General features: G+C 62.1%; 15 protein-coding genes. 9 read left to right on the top strand and 6 right to left on the bottom strand.

Annotation, left to right across the window (positions count from 1 at the left end):
• The first annotated feature begins 28 nt into the window (after positions 1-28).
• A complete protein-coding gene (locus ACL9RI_RS09555; protein WP_422726332.1) occupies positions 29-1,351 on the top strand; it encodes an MFS transporter in 1,323 nt (440 codons plus the stop codon).
• A gap of 80 nt (positions 1,352-1,431) precedes the next feature.
• Here the strand turns inward: ACL9RI_RS09555 and ACL9RI_RS09550 are convergent, their stop codons facing one another.
• From ACL9RI_RS09550 to ACL9RI_RS09535, 4 genes are all read right to left on the bottom strand, one after another.
• Positions 1,432-2,685, bottom strand: coding sequence for an MFS transporter (locus ACL9RI_RS09550; protein ID WP_422726331.1), 1,254 nt, complete (start codon positions 2,683-2,685; stop codon positions 1,432-1,434).
• An 81-nt stretch (positions 2,686-2,766) separates the two neighbouring features.
• Positions 2,767-3,417: a beta-phosphoglucomutase gene (gene pgmB, locus ACL9RI_RS09545; protein WP_422726330.1), complete on the bottom strand. Its 651-nt coding sequence runs from the start codon at positions 3,415-3,417 to the stop codon at positions 2,767-2,769.
• A gap of 11 nt (positions 3,418-3,428) precedes the next feature.
• Positions 3,429-5,771 carry a glycoside hydrolase family 65 protein gene (locus ACL9RI_RS09540; protein ID WP_422726329.1) on the bottom strand — a complete coding sequence of 781 codons (2,343 nt, stop codon included), beginning with the start codon at positions 5,769-5,771 and terminating at the stop codon, positions 3,429-3,431.
• Positions 5,772-5,845: 74 nt separating this feature from the next.
• Positions 5,846-6,832, bottom strand: coding sequence for a LacI family DNA-binding transcriptional regulator (locus ACL9RI_RS09535; protein ID WP_422726328.1), 987 nt, complete (start codon positions 6,830-6,832; stop codon positions 5,846-5,848).
• Positions 6,833-7,325: 493 nt separating this feature from the next.
• On the opposite strand from ACL9RI_RS09535, the gene ACL9RI_RS09530 reads away from it, so the two are divergent.
• Complete coding sequence (locus tag ACL9RI_RS09530) at positions 7,326-12,362, top strand: diguanylate cyclase (RefSeq protein ID WP_422726327.1); 5,037 nt, start codon at positions 7,326-7,328, stop codon at positions 12,360-12,362.
• A 19-nt stretch (positions 12,363-12,381) separates the two neighbouring features.
• Here ACL9RI_RS09530 and ACL9RI_RS09525 read toward each other — a convergent pair whose 3' ends face one another.
• Both ACL9RI_RS09525 and ACL9RI_RS09520 read right to left on the bottom strand, forming a co-directional pair.
• A complete protein-coding gene (locus ACL9RI_RS09525; protein ID WP_422726524.1) occupies positions 12,382-12,963 on the bottom strand; it encodes a gamma-glutamylcyclotransferase in 582 nt (193 codons plus the stop codon).
• Between the two features lie 64 nt (positions 12,964-13,027).
• Positions 13,028-13,996, bottom strand: coding sequence for a LysR family transcriptional regulator (locus ACL9RI_RS09520; protein ID WP_422726326.1), 969 nt, complete (start codon positions 13,994-13,996; stop codon positions 13,028-13,030).
• A gap of 98 nt (positions 13,997-14,094) precedes the next feature.
• Here ACL9RI_RS09520 and ACL9RI_RS09515 point away from each other — a divergent pair, with 98 nt between their 5' ends.
• From ACL9RI_RS09515 to ACL9RI_RS09485, 7 genes are all read left to right on the top strand, one after another.
• A complete protein-coding gene (locus tag ACL9RI_RS09515) occupies positions 14,095-14,622 on the top strand; it encodes a VOC family protein (protein WP_422726325.1) in 528 nt (175 codons plus the stop codon).
• Positions 14,623-14,649: 27 nt separating this feature from the next.
• A complete protein-coding gene (locus tag ACL9RI_RS09510; RefSeq protein WP_422726324.1) occupies positions 14,650-15,672 on the top strand; it encodes a fumarylacetoacetate hydrolase family protein in 1,023 nt (340 codons plus the stop codon).
• Between the two features lie 12 nt (positions 15,673-15,684).
• Entirely contained in the window at positions 15,685-16,329 is a 645-nt protein-coding gene (maiA, locus tag ACL9RI_RS09505) for a maleylacetoacetate isomerase (RefSeq protein ID WP_422726323.1), read from the top strand.
• Positions 16,330-16,398: 69 nt separating this feature from the next.
• A complete protein-coding gene (locus ACL9RI_RS09500) occupies positions 16,399-17,211 on the top strand; it encodes a uracil-DNA glycosylase (protein WP_422726322.1) in 813 nt (270 codons plus the stop codon).
• Positions 17,198-17,749 carry an NADAR family protein gene (locus tag ACL9RI_RS09495; RefSeq protein WP_422726321.1) on the top strand — a complete coding sequence of 184 codons (552 nt, stop codon included), beginning with the start codon at positions 17,198-17,200 and terminating at the stop codon, positions 17,747-17,749. The genes ACL9RI_RS09500 and ACL9RI_RS09495 overlap by 14 nt, the downstream gene beginning before the upstream one ends.
• Before the next feature lie 227 nt (positions 17,750-17,976).
• Complete coding sequence (gene iscR / locus ACL9RI_RS09490; protein WP_065310626.1) at positions 17,977-18,453, top strand: Fe-S cluster assembly transcriptional regulator IscR; 477 nt, start codon at positions 17,977-17,979, stop codon at positions 18,451-18,453.
• Positions 18,454-18,488: 35 nt separating this feature from the next.
• The gene (locus ACL9RI_RS09485) at positions 18,489-19,745 is read left to right on the top strand and encodes an IscS subfamily cysteine desulfurase (RefSeq protein WP_422726320.1); all 1,257 of its coding nucleotides are present in this window, start codon (positions 18,489-18,491) and stop codon (positions 19,743-19,745) included.
• Positions 19,746-19,906 lie beyond the last annotated feature (161 nt).

The raw sequence follows: 19,906 nt of genomic DNA, 5'->3' as shown, positions 1-19,906 counted from the left end.
AAAAATAAAAATAATGAAGGAGACGGTCATGCCAAGACACGCTGACTCGGCCGGGGCGCATGCCCGGCCGACGCGCTTTCGCTGGTGCGTTGCGATGCTGTTTTTCGTAATCTACACAATTATTTCTGCCGACCGCGCCAATCTCGGGCTGGTGTTGCCTTTCCTGCGCAAGGAATTTCCGATGAGCAACACCGAGGCGGGCGCCTTGATCAGCCTGTTTCTGCTCGCGTATGGCCTGGTGCAGTTGCCGGCGGCCTGGCTGATATCGAGATTCGGCGTGCGCACACTATTTTCCCTGTCGATCATTTTGACTTCGCTATCGACCTTTTTCATCGGTTTGTCGGGGTCGCTGTTTTCCCTGAAGCTGGGCCGGGTGGCCCTGGGCATAGCGGAAGGGCCGTTGCCCATCGGCGTGACCAGTACCATCAACCACTGGTTTCCATCGACGGAGAAAGGTAGCGCCTCCGGCATCTTCCAGTCGTCGGTGAAGCTGGGGCCGGTGATGACACCGATACTGGTCGCCGCCATCGTGGGCGCCTGGGGCTGGCGCGCCGTGTTCATGCTGTTTGCCATCCCCGGCGTATTGCTGTCGCTGCTATGGTATGGGCTGGTGGCCAACCGGCCCTCCGAGAGTGCCTACGTCAACCAGGCAGAATGCGACCTGATTGCGGAACGCAACACTGGCGGCGGCGCGCCTGCGCCCGTTCAAGCCATGCCCTGGATAGACAGGCTGATACGCGTGCGCCGCGAGCCTGTGCTGGACAGCACCCGCAGCGTAGTGACATCGTGGAACATCATCGGTTGTGCACTGGGCTTTTTCTTTCAGTACGGCATTTCCAGTGTGTTGCTGGCATGGATACCCACCTATTTGTTGACGGTCAAGCAGTTTTCGGTACAGGACATGGGGTTGGTGGCAGCCGGTCCCTGGATCGGTGCGATTGCCGGCAACATCATCGGCGGCGTGCTGTCTGACCGGCTGTTCGCCAGGCGCCGCAAACCGGGCATGCTGATTTCAGCCGTATCGACCGCCGTCATGATGTACTTCCTGATCCATGCACCGGCCAATCCCGCGGCGTGCGGCCTGTTGCTGTTGCTGACAGGTATGTCGCTGAGCATAGGATATTCGGCGTATCTGGCCTATCCGATGAGCTTTGTTACAAAGGAAAAGTTTCCGGTAGCGAGCGCCGTCGTCAATATGGGGGGCTTGCTGGGCGCTGCTGCCGCGCCCTGGATCGTGGGCATGCTGCTCGATGGCCGAGGCTGGAATGACGTGTTTGCCTTTTTGTCCGGCATCTCCTGCCTGACCTTCCTGGTGGTGCTGACGATAGCCGAACCGCTGAATGTGCAATGAGTGTGCAGTAAGCCTGCGCGGCATCAGCTGGCTGGCAGCCAGGTGCGTGTCGCAATCCACGCATCTGGCTGCCCGACTGCTTAATGCGCCAGTTCCGGCAACACTTCCGGGCTGTCTTCGACGGCTCTCTTGAAGAAGAACAAGGTGACCAGCACGATGGTGATCGGCACCAGGGTCAGGTAAAACGCGAAATGGCCGCTGAAATTGCCGAACACATAGCCGGTGATCAGCGAACCGGTGGTGCCGCCCAGGGCCGAGAAGATCACCAGCAAGCCGGTCATGGCTGAATGCTGGTTCTTGGGCAGGGAGCTGAGCATGACCGAGTTGATGCCGGGGTAGATCGGCGCCATGAACAGGCCGATCAGGGGAAACAAAAAGGTTGCCAGCGGCGCCGTCGCCCACGTTACGTGCGGGTCGAGCACCACGTCGTGCGTCAGCGGCAGCGCCAGCAGCACCATCGCCGCCATGCCGATCACGCAGCCGTTCATGACCGGGTACCAGTTGATCTTGCGCATCAGCACGCCGGCCGACAGGCGGCCCAGCGCCAGGCAGGCGGCAAAGATGCTGGTCACTTCGACGCTCATGGCGGTGGGCAGCTTGAGGATTTCATTGTTGAAGGTCGGCAACCAGGTGCCCACGCTTTGCTCGATCAATACGTAGAGGAAGGCGGTCAGCACGAACACGCATACCAGCGGCTTGAAGAACAGCTTGAGCATGGCGGCAAAGTCCTGGGCAATGCTGCGCCCGGCCGGCAATTGCGCGCCCCGTTCGTCGAACGGCGTGGCCAGCACCAGCAGGAATGTGAATACGCACAAGGCGGCCAGCACCCAGTACACTTGCAGCCAGCTATGCGATTTCGGGTCGCCCGAATCGATGAAGTGGCCGAACAGCCAGTAGGCACTGAGCACGCCGACCATGAAGAAGCCTTCCAGCGTATTCATGGTGCTGGCGTGCTGGCGGCGGTCCTTGCTGATCAGGCCCACGGTCGAATACACGGAGACCTTGACCAGCGCGAACGCCACGCCCGTGCATAAAAACAGCAGCTTGGTGGTCAAAAACGATGGCAGCAGCGGCATCGCGAGGCAGGCGGCCGTGACGATGGCCAGGCCGGCCAGGATGGCTTTTTTATAGCCGATACGCGGCAGGAAGGAGGCCAGCACGAAAGACACGATGGCGATCGGCAAATCCTTGAAGCCTTCCAGCACGCTGGCGCTGGCCTTGCTGACACCGTAGTTGCCGATGACTTGCAAAATCACCGTCCCGACGCTGTTGAGCAGGATGGCAAAGACGAAATAAATCAGCAGCAAAATGCAGAAGATGCGTTTGTTTTTCACGGTGTCTCCGTAGCTTGGTCATTTGATTTTTATTGTTGTTTTATTGTTATTGATGGATTGCAGGCCGGGTGCGGCTGCGGACTACTGGTAGCGCTGCAGGTCGAACTGGTCCAGCCCCGGTATCACCAGGTCGGCCTGGGTCAGCACTTCCGGCAAGCCGATGCCCAGCGCATACATGCCGGCCGCCTTGATGGCTGCCACGCCGGCTACCGCGTCTTCCACGCCCAGGCAGTCGGCTGGCGCCACGCCCAGTTCGGATGCTGCTTTCAGGAAAATCTCCGGGTCCGGCTTGCCTTTGGCGATGCGCGCCGCATCGACCACGTAATCGAAGGCGCCCGTGATGCCCAGCCGCTCCAGCACCGTAAAGGCATTCTTGCTGACCGAGGCCAGGCCGATTTTCAGGCCGGCCGCGCGCACCGCCGCCAGCGCCTGCGCCGCGCCGGGCAGCAGGTTGTCGGCCGACATGGTTTCGATCAGTTGCTGGTAGTGCCGGTTCTTTTCATCGGCCAGCGCCAGCTTTTCGGCCGCCGTGTACTGTTTGCTGGAGGACGCCAGGATCAGGTCCAGCGAGCCCATGCGGTCAATGCCCTTGAGGTTTTCATTGAAGGTGGCGTCGAAGGGCACGCCCTGGCTGTCGGCCAGCCGTTTCCAGGCCAGGAAATGGTAGTGGGCGGTGTCGGTAATCACGCCATCGAGATCGAAGATGACGGCTTTGAATCGGGTAGCAGACATGGTGTTTTCCTTTAGATTGAAGCGCGCGACAGCACTGGCGTCGATAATGTCAATGCAAGCTCTTCGCCACGGTGCGACAGGCGCAGCGCCTCGCCTTGCAGCAAGCGGTATTCGGTGTGCTCTGGCGTGACCCGCACTTCCAGCAGGGCGCCCTGGAAATGGATCTTGAAGCTGTAGTGTTGCCACTGGGCTGGCAGGGTAGGGGCGAAGCGCAGTGCACCTTTGATCACGCGCATGCCGGCAAAGCCGTAGGCCACGCCCATCCAGGTGCCGGCCATGGCGGCCGTGTGCACGCCATAGTGTGTGTTGCCATGCGTGTTGTCCAGGTCCAGGCGCGCGGTTTCCATGAAGAAATCGTAAGCTTGCTCGTGGTAGCCGATTTCGGAGGCGATGATGCTGTAGATGCAGGACGACAGCGAGGAATCGTGCGTCGTCAGCGGTTCGTAGTAATCGAAATCGCGTTTCTTGTCTTCCTTTGAGAACTCATCGCTGAGCAGCAGCAGGGCCAGCACCACGTCGGCTTGCTTGCACACCTGGTGGCGGTAGATGACCATCGGGTGATAGTTGAGCAGCAGCGGGTATTTTTCTTGCGGCGTGTTGGCGAAATCCCATACTTTCTTGGACAGGAAGCTGTCGTCCTGGGCATGGATTTGCAGCGCCGCATCATACGGCAGGTTCATCAGCTGGGCTGCATGGCGCCACGCTGCCGGTTCGGCCTTGTCCAGATGCATCAATGCGGCGATGCGGGCGAATTGCTCCGGTTGTTTTGCTGCAATGCGTTCGGCCACGTCGGCGGCGAAGTTCAGGTGCAAACGCGCCATGGCGTTGGTGTAATAGTTGTTGTTGACCAAGGCCGTGTATTCGTCCGGTCCCGTCACCTGGTTGATGCAGAAACGGCCTTCGCGGTCGTAGCTGCCGATGCCGAGCCAGATGCGCGCTGTTTCCATCAGGATTTCAGCGCCGAAGTTGACCAGGTACTCTTCGTCGCCAGTGGCGTCGAAGTACAGCTTGATCGAATAAGCGATGTCGGCATTGATATGGTATTGCGCGGTGCCGGCCGGGAAATAGGCCGAGCATTCCTCGCCTGCAATCGTGCGCCACGGATACAGCGCGCCCCGTTCGTGCGACATCTGGCGCGCACGCTGACGCGCCTGCTCCAGGCCGGCGTAGCGGTATTCCAGCAGTTTCCTGGCGATTTCAGGCTTGCTGTACAGGAAGAACGGGAAGATATAGATTTCCGTATCCCAGAAGTAATGGCCTTCATACCCTTCGCCCGTGACGCCCTTGGCCGAAATATTGGTCTTGCCGTCGCGCCCCACCGATTGCAGCAAATGGAACTGGTTGAAATGGATGCCTTGTTGCAGGGCGTCGTCACCTGCAATCTGCACGTCGGCTTGCTGCCAGAAATTGGCCAGGTATTGTTCCTGTTCCAGCAGCAGCTCGGCAAAACCGGTCGCCTGCGCCTGCGCCAGCACGTCGCGGCTGCGGTACATCAATTCCTTGGCAGGATAATCGCGCGAGGAAAAATAGCTGCCGAACTTGGTCAGGCGGATGGTTTGTCCCTCGGTGGCGTGCACCTCGTACGATTGCTCCAGGCGCTGGCCATTTTTCAGCAGGCGCAGCGTGTATTCCCCGGCGCAGTCCAGCCTGGTTGCGGTGGCGCTGACCAGCGCGAAGCCGCTGTTGGTGGTGTGGTGCAGCAGGGCCGAAAAATCGTCTTCCTGCTGGCTGTCGACCAGCTGCAGCGCCGGGCCGGAAACGGCCGAGCCGATGCGGGGATCGTCGCCCGCTTCGATATTCTTGACGGCGCCGTCCAGGCTGGCGACCAGCCGCACCTTGCCGGAGAAATTGAGCGGCGTTACCGTGTATTCGATGGCATACAAATGCTTGTGTTCAAAGCACACCACGCGGCGGCTGACGATGGAGACGCGCTGACCCTTGCTGGAAGTCCATGTCACCGTGCGCAGCAGCACGCCGGTGCGGAAGTCCAGGCTACGTTCGTATTGGTCAACTGTGCTGTGCAGCAAGTCGAAGCGCTCGTCATCGATCCACAGGCTGATGCCTTTGCCATTGGGCACGTTAAGCATGAACTGGTTGGTCTTGGCCAGGCCGTAAGCCGTTTCCGGGTAGTGGATGGTTTCCGATTCGTAAAAGCCGTTCAGGTAGCTGCCGTCGAGCGTGGTGTTGGCCGGTCCACTGTAGCCATCTTCATAGCTGCCGCGCAAGCCGATATAGCCATTGCCCAGCGTAAACAGGGTTTCGTCGAGAAAGTGCGATTGGGTATCAAACGATGTTTCACGGATGCTCCAGGCATCGAGTGGGTAGGTGTGTTGCAGTTTGGCAGACGAGACCACGATAGTTCCTTTTACGCTCGGTTGAACATGAAAACAGCTAGTGTTTGTGTAAGTTGGTGTTTGGCGGATGGCGCTCAGGTCTGGCGCACCATCAAAGTCGTCGGCAGCATTTCAGACGTGACTTTTTCGCCCTCGATCAGGCCCAGCATCTTGCGGGCCAGCAGCACGCCACCGTCGTGCAGATACTGGTGCACGCTGCTCAGTGGCGGCATGAAGCTGGCGGCGCTGGGCGTGTTGTCGTAGCCGATCACGGAAATATCTTCCGGCACGCGCAAGCCTTTTTCAGTGAGCGCGCGGATCGCGCCCATGGCCAGCAGGTCGCTGACGGCAAACAGGCCGTCGTAGATGGCGCCGTTTTTGTTGAGCAGCGCCATCACGCTGTCGAAGCCCGCTTCGAAGGTGAACGCTTTCGGGCGCACGATATGCACCTTGGCTTGGCCTTGGGCCGCATCGATAAAGCCGGCGCAGCGTTCGCGCATCTCGGCGTGATCGACGTCGCCCAGGAAAATGAGCTGTTTTCGGCCCTGTTCCAGCAGGCGCCCGGCAGCGCTGGCGCCGCCATTGCGGTTATCGCTGCCGACCACGATGTAGTCGGCGCCAGCTTCTTGCGCGCCCCAGACCACCAGCGGCAGGCCGGCTTTTTGCAGGAAATGCACGGCTTCATTGTGCGAACCCTGGCCCAGCAGGATCAAGCCGTCCGCACCCTGGACCGGGGCCGTATTCATTAATTGCTTCGAAGTCAGCACCACGCTGTAGCCCGCCGCCGTCAATTCCTGGGTGATGCCGCCCAGTAATTCCAGCGGGTAGGGGCCCGACATGGGGCGGTTCTTGTCCGGCGCCATCTCGACCACCACGGCCACCGAATAACTGCGGCGCATGCGCAGATTGCGCGCGCTCACGTTGAGCAGGTAGCCCTGTTCCTGGGCGATCTGGCGGATCCTGGCGCGCTTTTCCGGCGTCACCAAAGGGCTGTCGCGCAGGGCGCGCGAGACCGTGATCTTGGAAACGCCGGCCAGGCGTGCCAGGTCTTCCATCGTCAGGCCGGAATCGGTTTTACGCATGGAATGCTCCTGGCTGCGGGCAGGGGGCGGCCTGCAGTAGGCGCACAGATAGGCGCACAGGCAGGCAAGATAGGGTATGCAAGTAGTGTCTCATATAATGATATCGATATCATTTTTGTTGGAAACGTGCTTCAGATAGCGCGATTGAGCGCATTATGACAGGTTTCCAGATTTTGTCTCGTGAAATGACATCGATATCATCCATTTTTTGATATCGATGTCATTTGGATTGTCATGTAGATCGCTCGATGATGAATAGGATGACGGTGTCGTGCCAGGAAGGTGGTCCCGTCTGGCAGGGCGGCTCATTGCTATCAGCAATGATCACGGACACAATAGTTTCGATGACTACTGATATAATACTTTTACTTATAGCCTATCCCAGTCGCGTGCCGTTCGCATCGCAGGCTTACGTAGCGCGCTGATTGAATCGCGTCACAACGACATCGCAACCCGCAGCCCCGGATCATCATCAGCGCACCGCACTCAGCCCATGAGCTCTCTTTTCGACTACCAGGTCACTGAACAGCTGCACAGCGGTGCCCGTTCGCTGGTCTGGCGCGCCAGGGGCAGCGATGGGGCCGCGTTGATCGTCAAGGTGCCCACGCAGCAGTTTCTTTCGTTTCAACAGGTAGCCAGCTTTCAGCGCGAGTACGCCATGGCGCGCCGTTGCAGCCATCCTGGCGTGGTGCAGGCGCTGGCGCTGCAGCGCCATGACGGACGCTGGACCATGATCCTGCAAGACAGCGGCGGCCGGGCGCTCGACCAGCTCGTGCGCGAGGGCCTGGTTGCGCGCACCGGACCGGGGCAACCGGCGCTGGACCTCGATGATTTTTTCGACATTGCGCTGCAGCTGTGCGACGCGCTGGAAGCGGTGCACCGGCAGGGCCTGATCCACAGGGACATCAACCCGTCGAACCTGGTCTGGCATGGCGGGCGGCGCCTGCTGCAACTGATCGATTTCGGCGTCGCCTGCGAACCGCCGCCTGACAGGCAGGACGCTGCCGGTGGCTACCCGCTGGAAGGCACGCTGCGCTATATGGCGCCGGAACAAACGGGGCGCATGAACCGTCGGGTCGATTACCGCGCCGATTTTTATGCGCTCGGCGCCACCTTCTATGCATTGCTGGCCGGGCAGGCGCCGTTCGAGGCGGACGACGAAATGGAGCTCGTGCATTGCCACCTGGCGCGCAGCCCGGACTGGTCGCATCCGGCGCTGGCCGACCTGCCAGGTCAATTGCTGCCGATTATCCAGCGCCTGCTGGAAAAAAATCCCGCGCAGCGCTACCAGAGCCTGCAAGGCTTGCGTGCAGACCTGGCCGCCTGCCGCAGCCCCATGCCTGTCGGGCGCCGCGCACTGTCCGCGCACGACGGGCGCTTCGTCGTGCCGTCGACCCTGCGCGGCCGCGACGATGCCGTTGCCAGCCTGCTGGCGGCATTTGATCGCAGCGCGGCCGGTGCCTGCGAAATGCTGCTGGTGGCCGGCAATTCAGGCATCGGCAAATCGGCGCTGGTGCGCGAGGTGCAACAGCCGGTTATCGCCCGGCGCGCTTATTTTTTGTCCGGAAAAATTGACCAGTTGCAGCGCGAAATACCGTATGCGGCGCTGGTGCAAGCCTTCCAGGCCCTGATGCACCAACTGCTGGGGCAAAGCGCGGAAATGCTGCGACTATGGGATGGCAAGCTGCGCGAGGCCCTGGGCAGCGGCTTGGGCGCCATGGTCGAACTGATACCCGAGCTGGCGCTGATCGTGGGCGCCACCGAGCCGGCGCCGGCAGCCACGCCGGTCCAGGCGCAGTTGCGCCTGGACCGCCTGTTTCCCCGTTTCGTCCAGGTATTTGTCGCATCCGGACAGCCGCTGGTGCTGTTTCTCGACGATCTGCAATGGGCCGATGGCGCGACACTGCGGATGCTCGAACTGCTGATGCTCTCGTGCGCTTCCGGCGATGCGTGCAACGGCAGTGGCCTGCTGCTGATCGGCGCCTACCGCGACCACGAGGTTGGCGACGCGCATCCGCTGGCCGCGCTGCGCAACAAATTGCTTGGCCGCGGCGCGCGCGTGACGACGCTGGCGCTGCGCGAGCTGACCGAGCCGCAGGTGGGGCAGGTGGTGGCGGCCACCGTGCGCATGGCCGTGGCCGACTGCGCCGAGCTGACCCGCATCTGCTACCAGAAGACGGCCGGCAACCCCTTTTTCCTCAGGCAGTTTCTCGCCGGGCTCAACGATGACGGCCATCTGCGCTACCGGGCAGCGGACGATTGCTGGGACTGGGACTTGGCGGCGATCGAGCAGGCCAGGTATACCGACAACCTGGTCGAGGCGCTGCTGGAAAGAATCCGCCGCCTGCCCACGGCCACTCAGCAGCTGCTGCAACTGGCGGCGTCGAGCGGCAACTGCTTTACGCTCGGCACGCTGGCGCTGGCCATGGATCGCCCGCCGGACCATGCGCTGCAAGACCTGGCGCCGGCGCTGGCCGCCGGCCTGATCCAGCCGCTGGCCAGGCGCGACGGCATGCCTGGCAACGGCGCCGGAGACCGGGACAGCGGCTATCGTTTCCTGCACGACCGGGTGCAGCAGGCCGCCTACCTGGCGGCAGACGAGCAGGCGCGGGCGGCCAGCCATTTGCTGCTGGGCCGTCTGCTGCTGGCGCAAACAGGCGGGCAGGAGCGCGACGGCAGGCTGTTCGACATCGTCGAGCAGCTCAATGCCGGCCGCGCGCTGCTCGGCGACGCGGGCGAGCGCCTGCAGCTGGCCGCACTGAACCTGCAGGCGGGCGAAAAGGCGCGGCGCTGCGCGGCCTTCCAGGCCACGCTGGTCCACATGCGCACCGGGCTCGAACTGCTGCCGGACGATGCCTGGCGCAGCGCGGCCGGGCTGTGGCTCGACCTGCAGCTCGGCGCGGCCGAGGCGAGCTACCTGTGCGGCCAGTTCGATGCCGCCGAAGCGATCTACGGCCTGGTGCGCGCCCGCGTCCGCACGCCGCTGGAGCAGGTGCGCTGCATCGCCATCCAGGCGCACCAGTATCAATTGCAGGGACGCCTGCCGGACGCCATCGCCGTGCAGCGCGCAGCGCTGGCGCAACTGGGCATGGACATTCCGCACGAGGTGGCGCAGCTGAAAGCACGCTTCGACGAACTGCGTGCCGGGCTCGGGCGCTTGCCGGGCGCCCGTGAACCCGCCGTCCTGCTGGCGGCCGGCGACATGACCGATGCCGCCGCCCTGGCGGCCATGCAGATGATGCATGGCCTGTGGATGTCCAGCTACTACGCGGGCCAGCAGGATCTCAGCGCCCTGATGGTGGTGTCGATGACGCGTATGTCCATGCAGGGCGGCAGCAGCGATTTCAGCGCCATTGCCTATGTCGGTTATGCCTTGATGGTTGCGCTGTATGAAGGCGATGCGGCGCGCGGCCATGCCGTGGGCGCGATGGCGCTGCTGCTGGCCAGGCGCCGCAGCAATCTGCAGGCGCGCACGCAGGCGGGCCTGATGTTTGCCGCGCTGACCAGCCACTGGACGCAGCCGCTGCGCCACTCCGACGCCCTGTACCAGGAGGCCATGGGCTGGGCGCTGGAAATCGGCGATTTTGTCCAGGTCGGCCTGGTGGCGGCGGTGCGCGCGACCGAGCGGCTGATCCTGGGCGACCATTTGCCGCAGCTGCTGCTCGATATCGAGCAGGACATGGCGCTGATGCGGGCCAATGGCCAGCAGGCCATGGCCGACTGCTGCGTCGCCGGCGCCGTGGCGCCGATCAAATCCCTGATGGGACTGTTGCCGCAGCGCGGCAGCTACGACGATGCATCGTTCAGCGAGGCCGGCTTTCTGCAGCAGTATGGCCATTCGCAGCTGTACCGTGCCTATTTCCTGCAAGGGAAGATACGCGATGCTTACCTGTTCGATACTGCCGACGCCGAGCAGCTGGCCGCGCAGCTGCCCCTGGTCACCGGCATCATGCGCGGCCAGGCCAAGGTGGTCGAGTCGAGTTTCTATGCCGCGCTGGTCTGGATCCGCGCCGTGCGGCGCGACCGCGGGCGCGCCGACGCCGTTGCTCTGCTGGAGAAAATCGACGCGCTGCACGGCAGCCTTGCCGCCTGGGCCGTGCAAGGTTCGGACCACAGTGTCGCCAGGCACCTGCTGGTGCAGGCGGAGATGGCGCGCTACCGCAGCGAACTGCAGGCGGCTACGCGTTACTACCAGCAGGCGGTCGATGCGGCCGGCCTGGCCGGCTACGTGAATCTGCAGGCGCTGGGCAATGAGTTGTGCGGCCAATACTGGCTGGAACAGCAGCAGCCGCGCGTGGCGGCCGTGTTCATCGGCGACGCGATTGCCTATTACGAGCAGTGGGGCGCGCAGGGCAAGGTGGCGCAGCTGCGCGCGCGCCACGCTGCGCCGCCGTCCAGGGCGTCGGCGCACGCCAGCGTGCGGATGGATGGCAGCGCGGCGCTCGACATGGTGTCGCTGATGAAGGCGGCCACCATCCTGTCGAATGAAACGGGCCTGCGCAACGTGCTGGCGCGCCTGATTGCCATCGTCTGCGAAAACGCCGGCGCCCAGGTGGCGCGCCTGCTCCTGCTGGCCGATGGCGCCTACCATGTGGAGGCCGAGACCGACGGCGAGACCGTCACCGTGCTGCAATCGCGCCGGGTCGACCTCGATGCGGCCAGCGATCCGCAGTTCCCGCTGTCGCTGCTGCGCTACCTGGTGCGCACGGGCGCCGAAGTGATCGAGGACAGCGTCACGGGCCTGTCGCGCTTTGCCGCCGACCCTTACCTGCAGCACCATGCGCGGGCCGTGATGTGCCTGCCAATCCGGCACGGCGGCCAGATTGACGGCATCCTCTACTTCGAGAACCGGCTGGCCGATGCGCCGTTTACGCAGGAGCGCGTGACCTTCCTGCGCATGCTGGGCGCCCAGGCCATGATCTCGATCGCCAGCGCCAGGCTGCACGACAACCTCGAACGGCGCGTTGCCGAGCGTACGGCGCAGCTGGAGGACGCCAACCGCAGGCTGGCGGCCCTGTCGATGACGGATGGCCTGACGGGCCTGGCGAACCGGCGCCATTTCGACGAGGTGCTGCGGCGCGAGCAGGCGCGATCGGCGCGCGCGGGGCAGCCGCTCTCGCTGGTCATGCTCGATGTCGATCATTTCAAGCGATACAACGACCACTACGGGCATCAGGCTGGCGACGCATGCCTGATCCGCGTTGCGCACGCGCTGCGCGATGGCATGCGGCGCGCCGGTGACCTGGTGGCCCGTTACGGCGGCGAAGAGTTTTCCATCGTGCTGCCCGACACCGATGCGCGGGATGCCTTGCAGATCGGCACGGCGTTGCGTGGCGCAATCGAGGAACTGGGCATCGTGCATGCCGGCGCGCCCGCGGGCAAGGTCACCATCAGCATCGGCGTTGCGGTCCAGCCGGCGCCGGGCGCCGCCAGCGCTGATACTCTGCTGCGCCTGGCCGACGCCGCGCTGTATGGCGCCAAGGATGCGGGACGCAATCGCGTGGTGGTGCGCACGCTGCCGCCAGCCTGAACACGTGTAGTGTTGCCGTTCAGCCCGCTGTGCCAGGATGGGATAATTGCGCCAGGTGCCGTTCGATGGCAAACACATGCGGGTCAGTCTTGCCCAGCTCGCGCAAGGCGTGGGCCAGGTGCAGCAGGTATTCGCTGTTCGGGCCGCTGGGTCCGGCCGCGCGGGCGATCTGGCGGGCGATGTCCAGTTCGGAAGCTGCGCCCAGAAAGGCCGCGTTTTCTTCATTGGCGATATACACCAGGCCTTCGGTGCTGCTGCCGTCGTCAAAGCTGATGACGGTGGACAGGCGCAGATAGCCGTTCTTTTCGCGGTGATCGAGGTGGGCAAACACTTCAGGCGTGATCAGGTACGCCATGCCGTCGCAGATGGCGCCTGCCTGCGGCACGATGGTAGCCACCCGGCCCGGCGCCATCGGCGTGCCACGGTGATCGTGGGAACCTTGCCAGAAACGCCGGGTCCAGCCTGTGATGCTGGCGGGGCGGCGTGCTATGTAGGGGAAATCAGCCTTGTAGATCAAGGAACCATAGCCGAACAGCCAGACTTGCGCATGGCCGTCGAACTTGTTCATGCGCTGGTTGATGGCGATGGTGGCGGCGTCGATATCGGACAGGGCGGCTGGCTGGGTCATGGTGCTTGGGCGTATGGCTGGAGTCGTGGATGGGTAATTATAGAAGGCCGGCAAGTTTTTGCTCTGCCCCTGTCCCTGCCACTGCCCTTGTTCGCTCATCGCTGAGATTCCACTCATGCGTTTCCACAAACTGGAACAGGAAAGCAATAAAACTCTCGGCGGCGGGCGACAGCGAGCGCCCCGTCCTGGTATAGACGAAAAAGCGGCGCGTCAGGTCCGGTTCGTGCAGGGCGCGCATCTGCAACTTGTATAGTTTTACCATGGCTTCCGCATACGGCAGGCAGACGGTCACGCCCAGCCCGGCGCTAACCATGGCCAGCGCCGTCGTCATGAAGGTAACTTCGTTGTACGGGTTCAGCGACAGGTCGCGCAAGGCGCCATGCATATCGCGCAGTAATCTTTCCGTGAACTGGCCTTGCAGTGAAATAAAGGGATAGTCCTTCAGGTCGGCCCACGTCACCCTTTCCTTATGCTGCAGCGGGTGTAGCTCTGGGAACACCAGCACGAAGGGCATTTCAAACAGCACTTGGGCGGAAATTTCTGCCGTTGCATCGCGCTCGGGGCCGATGCCGAGATCGACTTCGCCGCTGAAGACGCGGCCCGACACGTTTTCCACAGGGCAATCCACCAGCCGCAGCTGCACCTCGGGATGCAGCTCGCGATAGGCGGCGATCACTTCAGGCAGCAGGGTGCAAGACATCATTTGCGGTGCGGCAATGCGCACCAACCCTGTCTTCAAGGCCTTGCGCTGGGCGATGCCAGCCATGGCGCCATCGAGGTCGACGATCATCTTTTCAAACAGCGGATACAGTTCGCGGCCGAGGTCGGACAACTGCACCTTGCGCGTGCTGCGTTCGACCACGCGCAGGCCCAGCACGCTTTCCAGTTCCTTGATCAAGCCGCTCAGGGCGGACTGCGTGACGTGCAGGTAATCGGCCGCCAGCGTAAAGCTGCCGGTCTTGGCCAGCGCCACGAGGGCGCGCATCTGGCGTAAACTGGGACTCATCAGGAAATCCGATAAATGTATGGATAAAAATTGTTTGTATGATAGTTTGAACTGGATTCTAATGCTGGGAAAACAGAACTGCAGAATCGGAGACAGGCATGAATATCAAGCAAATCCATCACGTGGCTTACCGTTGCATCGATGCCAAACAAACCGTCGAGTGGTACGTCAAGCACCTGAACATGAACTTCGTGCTGGCAATTGCCGAAGACCGTGTGCCATCGACCAAGGCGCCAGACCCGTATATGCACGTTTTCCTCGATGCGGGCCACGGCAATGTGCTGGCCTTCTTTGAATTGCCGACCCAGCCTGCCATGGACCGCGACCGCAACACGCCCGCCTGGGTGCAGCACCTGGCGCTGGAAGTGGGCAGCATGGAAGAGTTGCTGGCCGCCAAGGAACGCCTGGTAGCGGCCGGCATCGACGTGCTGGGCCCCGTCAATCACACCATTTTCCAGTCGATTTATTTCTTCGATCCCAACGGCCACCGCCTGGAACTGGCGGCCAATGTGGGCACGCCCGAGATGCTGGCCAAGCTGGACGCCGTCAAATGGGAAATGCTGGAAGAATGGTCGCAAACGCGCCGCGCCCCCAAGCATGCGGCGTGGATGCATGAGCAAACATAAAGTGTCATTGAAAAAACAAGGAATTGCATGAAACTCGCTACCCTGAAAAACGGCCGCCGCGACGGCGCCCTGGTCGTCGTCAGCCGCGACTTGTCTCGCTACCTCAGTGTCGCGGCCATCGCGCCGACCCTGCAAGCGGCCCTCGACGACTGGGAAAGCATCGCGCCCAAGCTGGAGCAAGTCTACGCAGCCTTGAACGCGGGCCAGGCGCTTGACACCCAGCCGTTTGACGCCAGCCTGTGCCACGCGCCGTTGCCGCGCGCCTACCAGTGGGCCGATGGTTCGGCGTATATCAACCACGTGGAACTGGTGCGCAAGGCGCGCAATGCGGAAGTGCCCGCTTCGTTCTATACGGACCCGCTGATGTACCAGGGCGGCTCGGACAGTTTTGTCGGCCCGCGCGATCCGATCTTTGCCTTGTCGGAAGAGTGGGGCATCGACCTGGAAGCGGAAGTGGCCGTGATCACGGGCGACGTGGCCATGGGCGCGGACGTGGCCACGGCGGCCCAGTCCATTCGCCTGTTGATGCTGGTCAATGATGTTTCCTTGCGCAATCTGATTCCCGGTGAACTGGCCAAGGGTTTCGGCTTCTTCCAGTCCAAGCCGGCCAGCGCGTTTTCTCCGGTGGCCGTCACGCCCGACGAGCTGGGCGCCGACTGGATCGACAGCAAGCTGCACCTGCCGCTGCTGGTGGATTTGAATTGGCAACCGTTCGGCAAGCCGAATGCGGGCGAGGACATGACCTTCAATTTTGCGCAACTGGTCGCCCATGCCGCCAAAACGCGTGAACTGGCGGCCGGCACCATCATCGGTTCGGGCACGGTGTCGAACAAGCAGGGGGGATTGTTCGGTTCCAGCATCGCCCACGGCGGCGTGGGGTATTGCTGCCTGGCCGAAGTGCGCATGTATGAAACCATCGAGCACGGCGCGCCGAAAACGGGCTTTTTGCAATTCGGCGATACGGTGCGCATCGAAATGCGCGACCGCGCGGGCGCCAGCATCTTCGGTTGTATCGAGCAAACCGTGACCCCGTACGCTGGCCGCAACTGACAGGAGGCTGCCATGAAGCTGTACACGTATTTCCGCAGTTCGGCCTCGTATCGTTTGCGCATCGCCCTGAACCTGAAAGGCATCGCCTACGACAGCATCCCCGTGCATCTGCTGCGCAGCGGCGGTGAGCAATTGTTGCCCGCCTACCGCACTATCAATCCTGCGGCGCTGGTGCCCTCGCTCGATGATGGCGGCGTGATCCTGACGCAGTCGCTGGCGATCATGGAATACCTCGATGAAACGCAGGCTGGCCCATCGTTGCTGCCATCCGATGCGCTGGGGCGCGCCACGGTGCGGGCGCTGGCCATGCTGATTGCGGGTGATACCCATCCTTTGACCAATCTGCGCGTGCTGAAATATATCAAGCATGAGCTGGGCTTGTCCGAAGAGGTCAAGCTGGAATGGTATCGCCACTGGATGCGGGAGGGGCTGGCCAGCGTGGAGGCGCTGCTGGCGCGGGAGGGTGGCGATGGCTTATTTTGCCATGGCAATGCGGCGACGATTGCCGATTGCTGCCTGGTGCCGCTGGCGTACAACGCCGAGCGCTTCGAGATCGACATGGCGCCGTATCCGCATGTGGTGCGCATCGTTGCCCATTGCAACAGCTTGCCAGCCTTTGCCGCCGCGCACCCGTCGCAACAGCCCGACGCTGAATAGAGAGTAAAAAACGGTCGCATGGTGCGCTACAATCCGCGCCTGCCCAACTACCGCGCTAGCGCGAGCACCATGACCGTTTTTTCCGCTGTTCAAATTGTTCCTGCCAGCATCACCGATGCGCTGGCCCTGGCCCATGTTTCCTGGCGTCCCACCTTGCTGCGGGGCTTGCACGCCGTGATGGCTGCCGACCCCGCCTACCTGCCGGCGCTGGCCGTCGATGATTACCTGCCCACGCAGGGCCGGCTGTTTGCCGCATTTGCCTTGCCGCTGGACCAGGTGCGCCAGGTATTGGTGGGCGAGGGGCCGTATCCGCGCGCCGAAAGCGCCACCGGCGTGTGTTTCATGGATGGCGCCGTCGGCAGCCTGTGGTCGGCGACGGGCTTGTCGAAACCGGTCAACCGCGCCACCTCGCTGCGCAACTTCATGAAGATGCTGCTGGTGGCGGACGGTCAATTGAAAACCGGGGAAACGTCCGGCGCGGCAATGGCACCCGTGGCGGCCGCCGCGCTATTGCCCGGCAGCGCGATGATACAGACCTTGCCCGACCTGCAGCACAAGCTGACGCAGCAGGGGTTCTTGCTGCTTAACGCGGCCCTGGTGTTCCGTTCCCACGTGCCCCCCGTGCAGGATGCGCGCGGCTGGCTGCCTTTCCTGCAAGTGGTGCTGGAAGCGCTGGCAGGCCAGGAAGGCGTGGCGCCGCCGCAGTTAGTGTTGTGGGGCAAGATTGCCGAGCAAGTCAGGCGCTTGCCGGTGGCGGCCCGCCTGCCGCAGATCGCGGCCGAACATCCGTATAATCTGTCTTTTATTGACAATAGCGACATGCAGGCGCTGTTTGGCCCCATGCAGTTGCTACGGAAGTCCGAGGATTATGCAAATTCGTAATGTTGAAGAACTGAAAGCCTGGCTGGCGGCGGGCGGCGTGCCCGATTACCTGTATTTCTGGGGCCATACGCCGGCCCAGCCGCAATTGGCCGATAAAAGTTGCTTCAGCCAATGGTTTCCTTCGCCCTTCACCCTGGCAGGCGTCACCTACGCCACCGCCGAGCATTACATGATGGCGCAAAAGGCGGCCCTGTTCGGCGACACGGCCGTGCAGGCGCGCATCGTGGCGGCCGAGCGGCCATCGGAAGTGAAAAAGCTGGGGCGCGAAGTGGCCAATTTCGACGCCAGGGTATGGGCCGAGGCGCGCACCGGCATCGTCTACGATGGCAACTTTGCCAAGTTTTCACAAAAGCCGGCCCTGCGCAAGTTCTTGCTGGGCACCGGGGAACGCATCATCGTCGAAGCCAGCCCCGTCGACCGCATCTGGGGCGTGGGCCTGGCGTCGGACAATCCGAGGATTGCCGATCCATCGAGCTGGGATGGCTTGAACTTGCTGGGTTTTGAATTGATGCGGGTGCGTTCGGCGCTACGCGCCTGAGGGCACTTGCCATTCCCCGAATCTTGTTTTCCTGAGGCCGCTGCCGTCTGCGCGGCCTGCTAAGCCCTTGCCAGCCTTGTGGTCATCGAGGGGCTCTCTGACAAACCCCGCCGAATTTGTTATACTTGACTAATTCATTCAACTACTCGGTCTTTAGGATCGCGAAAGCGAAGACTGGTTGAAAGTTGAAAAACCGCAATATTTTAAACCAGTTGAGCCGAGGATGTATGCGTCTGACTACAAAAGGTCGTTTTGCCGTGACAGCGATGATCGATCTTGCCCTGCGCCAGGGCAAGGGACCGGTCACCTTGTCCGGCATCAGCCAGCGCCAGTCGATTTCCCTGTCCTATCTGGAACAGCTGTTCGGCAAGCTGCGCCGCCATGAGATCGTCGAGTCGATCCGTGGCCCGGGCGGCGGTTATAGCCTGGCGCGCCGCGCCGACAAGGTGACGGTGGCTGACATCATCATCGCTGTCGACGAGCCGCTCGATGCTACCCAGTGCGGCGGCAAGGAACATTGCCACGGCGCTGACGCGGCCACCGGTGCGCGCTGCATGACGCATGAGCTGTGGTCCACCCTCAACGAAAAAATGGTCGATTATCTGGATTCTGTGTCCTTGCAGGACCTGGTCGACCAGCAGAGACAAAAGAATGCCGAGCAAAGCGTGATGGTGATGCACCGTAACCACGCCGCCCTCGGTTAAAACAGATACCAGTTGCTAGATTGCAGGAGTTATTGATGAACGCCCCAGAAAAAAACGTAGGCCAGGTGCACTTTGAAACGGCGCCGCATTTCCCGATCTACATGGATTACTCGGCTACCACGCCGATCGATCCCCGCGTCGCCGACAAAATGATTCCTTACCTGCGCGAGCAGTTCGGCAATCCGGCATCGCGCAGCCATATGTATGGCTGGACCGCGGAAAAAGCCGTGGAAGAGGCGCGCGGCCACGTGGCGGCGCTGGTCAATGCCGATCCGCGTGAAATCATCTGGACGTCGGGCGCTACCGAAAGCAACAACCTGGCCATCAAGGGCGCGGCGCAATTCTACAAAACCAAGGGCAAGCACATCATCACCGTCAAGACCGAACACAAATCGGTGCTGGACACGGTGCGCGAACTGGAACGCATCGGCTTTGAAGCAACCTACCTGGAACCGCAAGACAATGGCTTGATCACGGTCGAGCAACTGGCTGCCGCCGTGCGTCCGGACACCATCCTGGTTTCCGTGATGCTGGTGAACAATGAAATCGGCGTGATCCAGCCGATCGACGAGATCGGCGCCTTCTGCCGTTCGAAAGGCATCATCTTCCATTGCGACGCTGCCCAGGCGACCGGCAAGATCGTGATCGACCTGCAAAAGACCAAGGTCGACCTGATGACCTTTACCGCGCACAAAACCTACGGCCCGAAAGGCGTGGGCGCGCTGTACGTCTGCCGCAAGCCGCGCGTGCGCCTGGAAGCGCAAATGCACGGTGGCGGCCATGAGCGCGGCCTGCGTTCGGGTACCTTGCCGACGCACCAGATCGTCGGCATGGGCGAAGCCTTCCGCATCGCCAAGGAAGAAATGGATAGCGAAATCAGCCGCATCAAGGCTTTGCGCGACCGCCTGGCCAAGGGTTTGCAGGAAATCGAAGAAACCTATATCAACGGCGACATGGATCACCGCGTGCCGCACAACCTGAACGTCAGCTTCAACTATGTCGAAGGCGAGTCGCTGATCATGGCGATCAAGGATATCGCCGTGTCGTCCGGTTCGGCCTGCACCTCGGCCAGCCTGGAACCATCGTACGTGCTGCGCGCCCTGGGCCGTAGCGACGAACTGGCGCACAGCTCGATCCGTTTCACCATCGGCCGCTTCTCGACCGAAGAAGACATCGACTTCGCCGTGAACCTGCTGAAATCGAAAGTACACAAACTGCGCGAACTGTCGCCGCTGTGGGATATGTTCAAGGACGGCATTGACATAAACTCGATCCAATGGGCCGCGCACTAAAAGTACCTGCAAAACCTACTGCGCGTCGCGCTTTGCGGCCTGCGATGCTCACTGTGCTCTAGCACAGTTGCGCTTCTCGGCCACAAATCACTGCCGCTCGCTACGGTTTTTCAGGCACTTTACTAATTTGCCCTTGTTAATGGGGCCTGCAAGAATATTTA

Source organism: Janthinobacterium sp. Mn2066 (assembly GCF_049319705.1).
Lineage (GTDB): Bacteria > Pseudomonadota > Gammaproteobacteria > Burkholderiales > Burkholderiaceae_D > Janthinobacterium.
The sequence above is the reverse complement of the archived record's forward strand: the minus strand, read 5'-3'. Positions and strand labels throughout refer to the sequence as shown.

Coding starts and splice junctions, on each gene's coding strand:
- ACL9RI_RS09555 (WP_422726332.1), top strand. CDS start 29: ATGCCAAGACACGCTGACTCGGCCGGGGCGCATGCCCGGCCGACGCGC.
- pgmB (WP_422726330.1), bottom strand. CDS start 3,417: ATGTCTGCTACCCGATTCAAAGCCGTCATCTTCGATCTCGATGGCGTG.
- ACL9RI_RS09535 (WP_422726328.1), bottom strand. CDS start 6,832: ATGCGTAAAACCGATTCCGGCCTGACGATGGAAGACCTGGCACGCCTG.
- ACL9RI_RS09530 (WP_422726327.1), top strand. CDS start 7,326: ATGAGCTCTCTTTTCGACTACCAGGTCACTGAACAGCTGCACAGCGGT.
- ACL9RI_RS09520 (WP_422726326.1), bottom strand. CDS start 13,996: ATGAGTCCCAGTTTACGCCAGATGCGCGCCCTCGTGGCGCTGGCCAAG.
- ACL9RI_RS09515 (WP_422726325.1), top strand. CDS start 14,095: ATGAATATCAAGCAAATCCATCACGTGGCTTACCGTTGCATCGATGCC.
- ACL9RI_RS09510 (WP_422726324.1), top strand. CDS start 14,650: ATGAAACTCGCTACCCTGAAAAACGGCCGCCGCGACGGCGCCCTGGTC.
- maiA (WP_422726323.1), top strand. CDS start 15,685: ATGAAGCTGTACACGTATTTCCGCAGTTCGGCCTCGTATCGTTTGCGC.
- ACL9RI_RS09500 (WP_422726322.1), top strand. CDS start 16,399: ATGACCGTTTTTTCCGCTGTTCAAATTGTTCCTGCCAGCATCACCGAT.
- ACL9RI_RS09495 (WP_422726321.1), top strand. CDS start 17,198: ATGCAAATTCGTAATGTTGAAGAACTGAAAGCCTGGCTGGCGGCGGGC.
- iscR (WP_065310626.1), top strand. CDS start 17,977: ATGCGTCTGACTACAAAAGGTCGTTTTGCCGTGACAGCGATGATCGAT.
- ACL9RI_RS09485 (WP_422726320.1), top strand. CDS start 18,489: ATGAACGCCCCAGAAAAAAACGTAGGCCAGGTGCACTTTGAAACGGCG.